Here is an 11,532-nt window from a genome sequence, read left to right as displayed (position 1 = left end):
GGCCGGAAACGGAGGCTATTCCGCGGCGAGCCCGGCCGTGAATTGCAGCCGCGCGAGCCGGGCATAGAGCCCGCCCTGCGCCACCAGCGCGTCATGGGTGCCCTCGGCCACGATCCGGCCCTCTTCGAAGACGAGGATGCGGTCGGCCTTCTTAACCGTGGCCAGACGGTGGGCCACGATCAGGGTCGTGCGGCCTTCGGACAGCTGTTCCACCGCGCGCTGGACGGCCAATTCGGATTCCGCGTCGAGCGCCGATGTCGCCTCATCGAGCAGCAGCACCGGCGCATCCCGCAGGATCGCCCGAGCCAGCGCGATGCGCTGTTTCTGCCCACCCGACAGCATCACGCCGCGCTCGCCCACATAGCTGTCATAGCCTTCGGGCAGACGGGTCAGGAACTCATCCGCGGCGGCGGCCTTGGCGGCGGCCTCCACCTCGGCGTCGCTGGCTTCGGGGCGGCCAAAGCGGATATTGTCCCGCGCGCTGGCGGCAAAGATCACCGCATCCTGCGGCACGAAAGCCATCTTGCGACGGAAGGCATCCCGCTCGGTCTCGCGCAGGTCGATCCCGTCAAGTTTCACCGTGCCTTCGGACGGATCGAAGAAGCGCAGCAGCAGTTGCAGGATCGTCGATTTGCCCGCGCCCGAGGGGCCCACGAGGGCCACGGTCTCGCCCGGTTGGATATCGATGTCGATCCCGTCAAGCACAGGCGTATCGGGCCGGGCCGGGTATCTGAAGCTCACCCCTTCGAACTGGATATGGCCGACGCATTCGTTGGGCAGCGGCTTGGGATCGGCGGGGTCCTCGACACTGTCCTTCATGGTCAAGAGCTCGACCAGACGCTCGGTCGCGCCTGCCGCGCGCTGCAGCTCGCTCCAGATCTCCGAGAGCGCACCGACCGAGCCAGCCACCATCACCGCATAGATCACGAATTGTACCAGACCCCCGGGCGTCATCAGCTCGTCGCGCACGTCCCGCGCACCCATCCAGAGCACGCCGACAATGCCGGTGAAGATCAGGAAGATCACGATTACTGTCATCAGCGAGCGCACACCGATGCGGCGCTTGGCACTGTCGAAGGACGCCTCGGTCATCCGGTCGAACTCGGCGCGGCTCTCCTGCACATGGGTGAAGGCCTGTACGGTCTGCACCGACAAGAGCGCCTCGGAGGCATTGCCCGAGCTCGCCGCGATCCAGTCCTGGTTCGCGCGGCTCAGCTTGCGCAGCTTGCGGCCCAGCACGACGATGGGGACCAGCACCATGGGCACCAGCAACAGCACCAGCATCGTCAGCTTGCTGGAGGTCAGCAGCATCAGCACCATGCCGCCCAGCAGGATCAGGAAGTTCCGCAGCGCAACCGACACGGACGATGAGATTACCGACAGGATCAGCGTGGTGTCCGTGGTCAGACGGCTGAGCACTTCGCCGGTCATGACCTTCTCGAAAAAGGCCGGGCTCATCCCGAGGGTGCGGTCGAAGACAGCCTTGCGAATATCGGCCACCACACGCTCGCCCAGCCGGGTCACGAGGTAGTAGCGCAGGCCGGTGCCGATCGCGAGCAGGGCCGCCACGGCGATGGCCGCGCCGAAATACTGATCGAGGAGTGCCGTGTCCCGCGCATCGAACCCATCGACCACGCGACGCACCGCCATGGGCAGCAGCAGCGACAGAAACGCCGTCAGCACCAACGCCACGCCCGCCGCCGTCAACAGGCTGCGATAGGGCATGATGAAGGGAAACAGCGTCTTCAGCGCACTGATATTCTTGGATTTCGCGCGCTCTTCGGAAGCGGTATTGGGCGCGCTCGGCGCGGGTTGTCTGGCCATCGGCGGCAGCTCTCACACTGTGCGGAGCACGTGCGCGGCCCCACGCCCCGCTGCATGTCCCCCGAAGGTCACTCAAACGACAGCCTGCCCGAGGGGCGGATCCGCCGCACCGGCAGATCGGGGCTCCTGTCCCGGCTCCGCCAGCAGTCTCAGGTCTCGGCCGTGTGGCTGCCTCCGCTCAGAGACGGCCCGTCCGGCCGGGGTGCTTGGAGCGGGCGGCGGGAATCGAACCCGCGTCATTAGCTTGGAAGGCTAAGGTCTTACCACTACACAACGCCCGCGTAGCATGAAGGTCGTATGTCATCGGATTTGCGCGGTCAAGCACTTGCGGGTGCGCAAGATGTAGCACCATAGGCGCAGGCGCCCGGGTGGCCTGCGTCAGTCGCCCTGCCCGCTCGAGGCGCGGCGCACCAGCGCCACGGGCATCCGGGTGACCGGCGCCGGTGCGATGCCGGTCTTGATCCAGGACAGGGCGCTCTGGGCGGTGGTCCGGGCGAGCTCGGGGATGTTGCAGCTGACCGAGGTCAGCGCCGGAAAGCTGTCGCGGCAATCCTCGATATCGTCGATCCCGATCACCCGCAGCTCGCGCCCCACCCGGGGGCCATGTTCGGCGCAGCCCGCAAGCACCCCCAGCGCCACCAGATCGTTGAAGCACAACACCCCGTCGACCTGCGGCTGACGATCCCGCAGATCGCGCGCGACGGACTTGCCGAAGGCCCGCGTCGCCTGCCCGGTCAGGATGATCGGGTCGCGGCCATGCGCGTCCAGAACCTCCAGATAGCCGCTCATGCGTTCTTGGGTGACGGGCCGCCCTTCCAGCCCGCCGAGAAAGGCGATGTTGCGGCACCCGGCCTCGATCAGGTGACGGGTTGCGAGCGCGCTGCCACGCTGAAAATCCGGCGCGATGAAGGGGACCTCGGCGCAGGAGCCTTCGAGCTGCCGCAGAACCTGGATCGTCGGCGTGCCCGCAGCCTGTAGCGCCGCGAGGGTCTCGGCATGCTGGCCATAGGCCGGGGACAGGATCAGCCCCGAGACACCATGCTCGACCAGCGAGGCAATCATCCGGATCTGCAGGGCCGGGTCCTCATCGGTGTTGGCAATCACCGTGGCATAGCCCGCATCCGCCAGCTGCATCTGCAGCGAGGCCGCGAACTCGGTGAAGAACGGGTTGCGCAGATCGTTGATGACCAGCCCGATCAGCCCCGAAGAGGCCGAGCGCAGCGTCGCCGCCGAGCGGTTATAGACATAGCCGATCTCGCCCATGGCTTCGCGCACCCGGGCCCGGGTGCTGTCCTTGACCGTGTTGCTGCCCTGCAGGACGAGGCTGACCGTGGATTTCGACACGCCGGCCTGCTTGGCAACATCCAGGATGGTCGGTCGGCGGGCCATATGCTCCTCAGTGGTCGATCCCGTGGGTGGCCAGCAGGGCCTTCATCCGCGCCTCGGCCATATCTGGCTGTAACAGCAGATCGGCCTGATCGGCCAGCCGAAAGACCTGTGCATAATGGGTGATGTCGCGGCTGGACTGAAATCCTGCGGGCATGATGAAGTGGCTCTGCGACCCGTTCAGCCAGGCCAGAAAGGCGATCCCGGCCTTGTAGAACCGGGTCGGCGCCCTGAAGATCTCGCGGCTCAGGTGCACCGTCGGCGCAAAGAGCGCGTGATAGCGGTCCGTGTCGCCCTCGGCCAAAGCCTCCAGCGCCTGACTGGCGGCGGGGGCGATGGCCGCGAAGATCCCGAGCAACGCGTGGCTGTAATGCGCCCCATCCCCGGCGATCAGGTCCGCATAGTTGAAATCATCCCCGGTATAGAGCCGCACGCCCTCGGGCAGACGGGCCCGGAACGCCTCCTCATGGGCCTGATCGAGGAGGGAGATCTTGATCCCGTCCACCTGCCCCGGGTTCTCGGCGATCAGGTCGAGGACAAAGCAATTGGCCGCCTCCAGACCCGTGTGACCCCAATAGCCGGTCAGGGCCGGATCGAACATCTCGCCCAGCCAGTGGAGCACGACCGGCGCCTGCGCGCCATCGATCAACGCGCGGTAGACCTTGTGATAGTCGTCGGGCGTCGCCCCCATGGCCGGGAAGGCGCGGGACGCCATCAGGATCAGCTGCCCGCCTGCCGCCTCGATCGCCTCGGCCTGCTCCTGATAGGCTGCGAGGATCGCCTCGGGGCTGCCGAGATCGGCCATATCCTTGTGATCGGTCCCGGCCCCGCAGGCCACGCGTGGACGTAGCGGATGCGCCTTGGCTGCGACCATGGTTCGCTCGATCAGCTCCTTCGCCGTCAACCAGTCCACCCCCATGCCCCGCTGGGCCGTATCCATGGCCTCGGCCAACCCGAGCCCCTGATCCCAGAGGCCCGTGCGGAACCGCAAGGTCGCCTCCCAGTCCACGGCGGGACGGCCGTCCCACGGGTTGCGCTCACGCAGCGGGTCACTGACCACATGGGCGGCGGCAAAGGCGGTGCGCGTCAGGGGCACGCGGGGCGCGCGCGCCACCAGCGGCGTGGCCCGCATCCTGTAGGGCGCAAGCCCGCCCTCGGCAGTTGGCAGGGTCAGCATCGGCGCGCCTCACACATCGAGATCAAGCACGCAGAGCCCGTCGATCCCGCCCACGGCGTTCTCGACCAACTGCCCGCCCAGCGCCTGATGGTCGGGGTTCTCGGCATAGGCCTGCAGCGCCTCCCAGCTGTCGAAATCGATGACGAAGCCATGCATAAAGCCGCGCTCGATCTGCTCGGGGCTTTCCGAGCGTCCACCGGTAAACCCTCGGGCCCCTGGCAGCTGCTCGGTCAAGGCGGCGAGGCCACCATAGATCTCGGCGATCTTCGCCTCCGGGGTGCCGGGCTTGAACTTGGTAAGGACGATATGTCGGATCATTGCAGAAACCCCTGATCTTGCTTGATCATATCGGCAGCTTTCTCGCCGATCATGATCGTTGGTGCATTGGTGTTGGAGGAATTGACGCGCGGCATGACCGAGGCATCGGCCACGCGCAGCCCGTCGATCCCGCTGAAGCGCAGCCGCGGGTCGAGCACGGCCTCGGCATCGCTGCCCATCCGGCAGGTGCCCGCGCAATGGTGCGAGGTCTTGGAATGGGCGCAGATGAAATCGAAATACTCCGCATCCGTGCGCACGCCCGGCCCGGGCAACCGTTCGGCGAGGATGAAGGGCTTCAAGGCGTCTTGGGCAAGGATCTCCTGCACCAGCTTGAGGCCCCGGATCGACATCTCGCGATCATAAGGGTCCGACAGGTAATTCGGATTGATCAGCGGCATGTCGGCGGGATTGTCGCTTTGCAGCCGGACCGTCCCGCGCGAACGGGGCCGCAAATGACAGGCGTTCAGCGTGACACCGCCGTTGGGCATCGCCTCGACCCCCGCCTCGATCCCGGTGCCCAGGCCCAGATGCATCTGGATATCCGGCGAGCGCGCGTTTTCATCCGCGTACCAGAACCCGCCCGTCTCAAACAGGCTGGAGGCCACCGGCCCCTTGCGGGTGAACAGGTATTGCAGCCCCGCCAGCGCCGAGAGATGCAGCTTGGCAAAGCGGTCATAGGTGTGCGGGCCGGTGACCTCACAGATCGCGTAGAGATCCAGATGATCCTGCAGGTTCGCACCGACACCGGGCTGGTCGCAGACCACCTCGATCCCAAGTCCGCGCAGATCCTCGGCCGGACCGATCCCCGACAATTGCAGCAGCCTCGGAGACCCGATTGCCCCCGAGGACAGGATGACCTCACGATCGGCGGTGATCCGGCTGCCATCGGCCATCTCCACCCCCGTGGCGCGCCCGTTTGCGACGGTGATCCGGCGGACCTGTGCCTGCATCCGGATCGTCAGGTTGGGCCGCCCCTTGGCCGGGCCGAGAAAGGCCATGGCCGCCGAAGACCGCCGGGCGTTGCGTTGGGTGAGCTGATAATACCCGGCCCCGTCGGGCTTGGCCCCGTTCACATCCGTGGTCTTGGGGATCCCGATCTCGCCAGCCGCCGCGATGAACGCATCGCAGATCGGCAAGGGGGCTGCGGGCATGGACACGCCCAGCGGGCCGCCCTGCCCGTGAAACTCTCCGGAATAGGTATCGTTGTCCTCGGATTTCTTGAAGTACGGCAGGACCTCGGCATAGCTCCAGCCGTCGCAACCCATTTGCCGCCACTCGTCGTAATCCTGCGCCGCGCCGCGCGTGTAGATCTGCGCGTTGATGGCCGAGCCGCCGCCGATCACCTTCGCCTGCGTATAGGTGAACACCCGGTCCTGCATCGCCCCTTGCGGCGTGGTCGACCAGCCCCAGGAGCCAATGCCCTTGGTCATCTTCGCAAACCCGGCCGGCAGGTGGAAAAACGGATGGCGATCACCGCCCCCGGCCTCCAGCAACAGCACCGAGGCCTCGGGGATCTCGCTCAGCCGCGCGGCCAGAACCGAGCCCGCCGAGCCGCCACCGATCACGATGAAGTCGTATCCTTCAGCCATCTTCAAGCCTCACAATCTGGCGATGGAGAGCCCGCCATCGACGGGAATGACCGCGCCGGTGGCAAAGGGCATCTGGCCGGTGACCAGCGGCAGGACGACCCGGCCGATATCCTCGGGCTCTCCCCAGCGTCTGGCGGGGACGAGCCCGTTCTCGATCCGGGGGGTGTAGCTGTCCCGCGCTCCGGCGGTCATCTCGGTGGCGATGATGCCCGGGCGCAGCTCGAACACCCCGATCCCCTCGGGCGCGAGACGCAGGGCAAAGAGCGTACTCGCCATCGAGGCGCCCGCCTTGGAGATGCAGTATTCCGCCCGCTCGACCGAGGCCATGGTCGCACTCACCGAGGTGATGAAGATGATCGCGCGATAGGGCGCCTGCGGCAGGGCGCACATCCGGCGGGCAACCTCCTGGGTCAGGAAGAAACCGCCGCGCAGATTGACCGCCATCACCTGATCGAAACTCTCGGGCGCCATCTCCAGCATATCGCCACGGGCGGGCGCGCCCATCCCGGCATTGTTGACCAGCGTGGTGACCGGACCGAGATCCGCCTCGATGCGCGCCAGTAGCCCGTGCACCGCCGCTATATCGCGGATGTCGTGCTGATAGTACCGCGCGTCTTGGCCCAGCGCGGCGAGGGACGCCGCCACCGGGGCCGCGTCAGGCGCGGGCAGCGAGGCGATGGCGATCTTGAACCCCGCCGCTGCGAGCTCCGTTGCGATGGCGAGGCCAATGCCTTGCTGCCCGCCGGTGATCAGGGCGACGCCGCTCATGCCGCAAGCTCCGTCTCGGTGATGTGACGCCCGGCCCGCAGAGCCAATGCGGCGATGGTCAGGGCCGGGTTCACCGCGGCCGAGGTCGGCAGGACCGACGCATCAGTGATGAAAAGGTTCTTGTGGTCGTGGCTGCGGCAGAACACATCCACAACGCTGGTGGCCGGATCCGCCCCCATCCGCGCCGTGCCGCATTGATGCGACGGGGTGCGCCGGTCGAAAGGCTGGGACAGCACGATCGGAAAGCCCGCCGCGCGCAGCTTGGCCTTGAGGGTCGCGACCAGCTGCAGATGGGCCTCCCAGTTCGAGCGTTGCCAATCGAGCCGGATCTGCCCATCTTTCAGGGTCACACGGCTGTCGGGATTGGGCAGATCCTCGGACATCGCATAAAGGTCGACACTGCGCGCCGCGACGGCTTGCGCGAGCCAGCCCGGCAGCTTTGAATTGGCGGCGAGGATCGGCCCGGTGATCTTGCCCAGAAGCTGGATATTGCCGAGAGGCAGCCCCCCCGCCCCATCGCCGTTATAGTAGTCATTGACCATGAGCGTCTTCTGATAGATCGCGCGGTTGCGGCGCAGCGGATGCAGGGCCAGCACAGCCGAGCAGTTGTGGTTCATGAAATTGCGCCCCACCTGATCCGAGCGATTGGCAAGACCGGTCGGACGGGCTTCATCGGCCGAAGCCAGAAGGAGCGCCGCGCTCTGCACCGCCCCGCAGGCGAGCCCGACAATCCGAGGCCGCAGCGTCTCAGCTTTCCCGTCAGCCTCATACTGCACCGCTGTGATCCGCCCCCCGGCCCCGGCCTCCAGACGCGTCACCCGGCAGCCGGTTCGCAGCTCCACATTCGGGTGGGCCAGCGCCTGCGCGAGCCCGCAGCTTTCCGCATCCATCTTGCCGCCGCAGGTATCGGGATAGCCATCCCAGGTGGTGTCCCCGGCCCCGCGCCACGTGTCCAGATCCACGCCCAGCGGCAGGCTGGCGGGGGTCAGGCCCACGCGCTGCAGCCGCGCGCGCAGATCCGCGATCTCGGGTTCGTCGGGCACGGGCCCGTGGGGATAGGTCCCGGAATGAGGCGGCTCGGTGGGATCCTGGCCGAGGGCGCCGCGGACGCGGTACATCTCCTCGGCGGCCTGATAGTCGGGCTCCAGATCGCCGTAGACGAGCGGCCATCCGGGGGTCGATCCCCCGGGATGGCCGCGCGCCTCGAAATCCTCAGCCCGGTAGCGGATCAGCGCCGCGCCGTAGAATTTCGAGTTTCCGCCCACATAATAGAAATTCCCGGGGTTGAAGGGGCGGTCCTGACCGTCGAGCCAGCTCTCGTCCGGGCGAAAGTGCCCGGTGCCGAAAATCGCCCCGGCATCCCGGTCCCGAGGCGAGGGCCGCAACCGCTCCCCCCGCTCCAGGATCAGGATCCGCCGCCCGGACGGCGCCAGCGCCGCCGCAAGGGTCGCGCCGCCCATGCCCGAGCCAATGATAACCACATCAGGTTGCATCAGGGCGCAATGCGGCTCTCGGTTTCGGGGTCAAAGGCCACCGCCTTTTCCATGTTCACCGCAAAGGTGAAATCGATCCCCGGCGCCACCTCGGCATCGGACCGCATCCGGGCGATCACGTCCCGCCCGCCGAGGTTCATGGACACAAAGGTGTCCGACCCCGCAGGTTCCGTCACCACGATCCGGTTGGTCAGCTGTGCGATATTCGACGACTTGCGATCCGCCGCGTCCTCGTCGGTGATCGTCTCGGGCCGGATCCCGAGCAGGATCTCCTTGCCCGCCCAGGCTGCCATGTTGTCCTGGCTGAAGGGCAGCGCGCAATGGCTCCCGTCATGGAGCGCGACCTGCGCCACGGGCCTGCCATTCTCCAATGCGACCTTGGCCGGGACCACATTCATGGCCGGCGAGCCCATGAAGGTCGCGACAAAGATGTTCGCGGGCGTGTCGTAGATCTCCTGCGGGGTGCCAAGCTGCTGGACATAGCCGCCATTCATCACCGCGATCCGGGTCGAAAGGGTCATCGCCTCGATCTGGTCATGGGTCACGTAGACGATCGTGGTGCCGAGCTTCTGGTGGAGCTTCTTGATCTCGGTGCGCATATCCACGCGCAGCTTCGCATCGAGGTTCGAGAGCGGCTCGTCAAAGAGGAACACATCCGGGTTGCGCACCAGCGCGCGCCCCATGGCCACCCGCTGCCGCTGCCCGCCCGAGAGCGCGCCCGGCTTTCGGTCCAGAAGCTGCTCGATCTGCAGCAGCTTGGCCACATCGGTCATGGCCTTGTCGCGCTCCGCCTTGGGTACGCCATGCATCTCGAGCCCGAAGGTGATGTTCTTGCCCACGGTCATGTTCGGATAAAGCGCGTAGGACTGGAACACCATCGCGATATTGCGCTTGGACGGGTGGACCCCGTTCATCACCGCGTCCTTGATCCGGATCTCGCCGCTGGAGATTTCCTCCAGCCCCGCGATCATGTTCAGCAGGGTGGATTTCCCACAGCCCGACGGGCCGACAAGCACGAGGAACTCCCCCTCTTCCACCGAGATGTCGACCTTGTGCAGGACCTCGACGGCGCCATAGGACTTTGTGGTATTGTCGATATCGAGAAAGCCCATAACGTTTATCCTTTCACGGAGCCCGCCATCAGACCGCGCACGAAGTAGCGGCCCGCGACGATGTAGACGAGCAGGGTTGGGAGGGCGGCGAGGATCGCTCCGGCGAAGTGGACATTGTATTCCTTCACACCGGTCGAGGACTGCACGAGGTTGTTGAGCGCGACCGTCATCGGTTGCGAATTGGCATCGGCAAATGACGCTCCGAACAGGAAGTCGTTCCAGATATTGGTGAACTGCCAGATGATCGAGACCACCGCGATGGGCCCGGAAGACGGCAACAGGATCCGCCAGAAGATCTGGAAGAACCCGGCCCCGTCGATCTGGGCCGCGCGCACCAGCTCGGTCGGGAAGACCGCGTAATAGTTGCGGAAATAGAGCGTGGTGAACCCGATCCCGTAGACCACATGCACCAGCGCCAGACCCCAGGTCGTGCCCGCCAGCCCCATCAGACCGAGCATCCGCGCCATGGGGATCAGCACGATCTGGAAGGGGATGAAGCAGGCAAAGAGCATCAACCCAAACAGGATCGTATCCCCCCGGAACCGCCATTTCGTCAGGACATAGCCGTTGAGCGCGCCGAGGATGGTCGAGACGATCACCGCCGGGACGACCATCTTGATCGAGTTCCAGAAATAGGGCGACAGCCCCGTGGGATCGACGCCGATCTGCGCCGAGGACCAGGCCTTGGCCCAGGGCTCCAGGGTGAAGACTTGCGGCAGGTTCATCATCCCGCCGCCGGTGATCTCGTCGAGCGGCTTCACCGAGTTCACCAGCATCACGTAAAGCGGCAGCAGGTAGAACAGCGCAAAGAGCAGCAGGACAACGTAGATCAGGGTGCGCATGACGCGCCCGGTCCGGATGGCAGTATCTTGGCTTGCGACAGACATCACTTCTTCTCCCGCAATTCGGCATAGAGATAGGGGATCATGATCGCGGCAATCGTCATCAGCATGATGACCGCCGAGGCCGCGCCGATGCCCATCTGGTTCCGCGTGAAGGTATAGGAATACATGAAGGTGGCCGGCAGCTCGGTCGCCCGCCCCGGCCCGCCCCCCGTGAGCGCGATGACCAGATCAAAGGTCTTGATCGCCAGATGACTCAGGATCACGAAGGCCGAGAGGAACGCGGGGCGCAGTTGCGGGATGATGATCCGGCGATAGAGGTTCCAGTTCGAGGCCCCGTCCATCTGTGCCGCCTTCAGGATCTCGTTATCGATCCCGCGCAGCCCGGCGAGGAACATCGCCATGACAAAGCCGCTGGTCTGCCAGACCGCCGCGAGCACGACCGTGTAGATCGCGAAGTCGCGGTTCTTGATCCAGTCGAACTTGAACGTCTCCCACCCCCATGTGTGCATGACATTCTCAAGCCCGATCCCGGGATCGAGGAACCATTTCCACGCTGTCCCCGTCACGATGAAGCTCAGCGCCATGGGGTAGAGATAGATCGTCCGCAGCATCCCCTCGGCGCGGATTTTCTGGTCGAGAAAGATCGCGAGCCCCAGCCCGAGACAGGTGCAGATCCCGATATAGAGCGCCGCGAAGACCCCCATATTCTTGAGGGAAATCTCCCAGTGGCTCAGACGCCAGAGCTTGGAGTAGTTCTCCCAGCCGACCCAGCCATAGGAGGGCAGCAGACGGCTGTCGGTGAAGGACAGGTAGACCGAGAACAGGATGAAGCCGTAGACAAAGACCAGGATCATCGCCAGGGACGGCGACAGGATCAGCTTGGGCAACCATACCTGTAGTCGCGTCTTGAAATCTGCGTTGGCGTGTACGGCCATCACACTCCCCCTCGGGTCAGGTTGTCGGGATTGGTGCCGCCGGGACGGCACAGGGATGGAGCGGCCCGTCGGGCCGCCCCACCGG

At 65.7% G+C, this 11,532-nt stretch carries 10 protein-coding genes and 1 tRNA gene; all 11 read right to left on the bottom strand.

Going from position 1 to position 11,532, the window contains the following annotated elements; genetic code table 11:
• Window positions 1-15: 15 nt before the first annotated feature.
• On the bottom strand, window positions 16-1,824 hold the full coding sequence (locus ACP15I_RS11440) for an ABC transporter transmembrane domain-containing protein (protein WP_424975180.1): 1,809 nt from the start codon (window positions 1,822-1,824) through the stop codon (window positions 16-18).
• Window positions 1,825-2,031: 207 nt separating this feature from the next.
• A tRNA-Gly gene (locus tag ACP15I_RS11435) sits at window positions 2,032-2,105 on the bottom strand.
• 97 nt (window positions 2,106-2,202) lie between these two features.
• Complete coding sequence (locus ACP15I_RS11430) at window positions 2,203-3,213, bottom strand: LacI family DNA-binding transcriptional regulator (protein ID WP_424965819.1); 1,011 nt, start codon at window positions 3,211-3,213, stop codon at window positions 2,203-2,205.
• 7 nt (window positions 3,214-3,220) lie between these two features.
• Complete coding sequence (locus tag ACP15I_RS11425) at window positions 3,221-4,387, bottom strand: dihydrodipicolinate synthase family protein (RefSeq protein ID WP_424975179.1); 1,167 nt, start codon at window positions 4,385-4,387, stop codon at window positions 3,221-3,223.
• 9 nt (window positions 4,388-4,396) lie between these two features.
• A complete protein-coding gene (locus tag ACP15I_RS11420; protein ID WP_424965817.1) occupies window positions 4,397-4,705 on the bottom strand; it encodes a Dabb family protein in 309 nt (102 codons plus the stop codon).
• A complete protein-coding gene (locus ACP15I_RS11415; protein WP_424975178.1) occupies window positions 4,702-6,294 on the bottom strand; it encodes a GMC family oxidoreductase in 1,593 nt (530 codons plus the stop codon). Before ACP15I_RS11415 ends, ACP15I_RS11420 begins: the two co-directional genes overlap by 4 nt.
• A 9-nt stretch (window positions 6,295-6,303) precedes the next feature.
• Window positions 6,304-7,062 carry a 3-ketoacyl-ACP reductase gene (locus ACP15I_RS11410; protein ID WP_424975177.1) on the bottom strand — a complete coding sequence of 253 codons (759 nt, stop codon included), beginning with the start codon at window positions 7,060-7,062 and terminating at the stop codon, window positions 6,304-6,306.
• Window positions 7,059-8,555, bottom strand: a complete 1,497-nt coding sequence (locus ACP15I_RS11405) for an FAD-dependent oxidoreductase (protein ID WP_424975176.1) — start codon at window positions 8,553-8,555, stop codon at window positions 7,059-7,061. The genes ACP15I_RS11410 and ACP15I_RS11405 overlap by 4 nt, the downstream gene beginning before the upstream one ends.
• The gene (locus ACP15I_RS11400) at window positions 8,555-9,667 is read right to left on the bottom strand and encodes an ABC transporter ATP-binding protein (RefSeq protein WP_424975175.1); all 1,113 of its coding nucleotides are present in this window, start codon (window positions 9,665-9,667) and stop codon (window positions 8,555-8,557) included. The genes ACP15I_RS11405 and ACP15I_RS11400 overlap by 1 nt, the downstream gene beginning before the upstream one ends.
• A 5-nt stretch (window positions 9,668-9,672) precedes the next feature.
• A complete protein-coding gene (locus tag ACP15I_RS11395) occupies window positions 9,673-10,554 on the bottom strand; it encodes a carbohydrate ABC transporter permease (RefSeq protein WP_424965811.1) in 882 nt (293 codons plus the stop codon).
• Window positions 10,554-11,447 (bottom strand): carbohydrate ABC transporter permease, encoded by an 894-nt coding sequence (locus tag ACP15I_RS11390; protein ID WP_424965810.1) that lies wholly within the window; start codon window positions 11,445-11,447, stop codon window positions 10,554-10,556. Before ACP15I_RS11390 ends, ACP15I_RS11395 begins: the two co-directional genes overlap by 1 nt.
• Between the last annotated feature and the right edge of the window lie 85 nt (window positions 11,448-11,532).

Source organism: Dinoroseobacter sp. S124A, assembly GCF_049801015.1.
Taxonomy (GTDB): Bacteria; Pseudomonadota; Alphaproteobacteria; order Rhodobacterales; family Rhodobacteraceae; genus Dinoroseobacter.
Note: the sequence above shows the minus strand (reverse complement) of the source record. Positions and strands in the feature narration are given on the sequence as shown.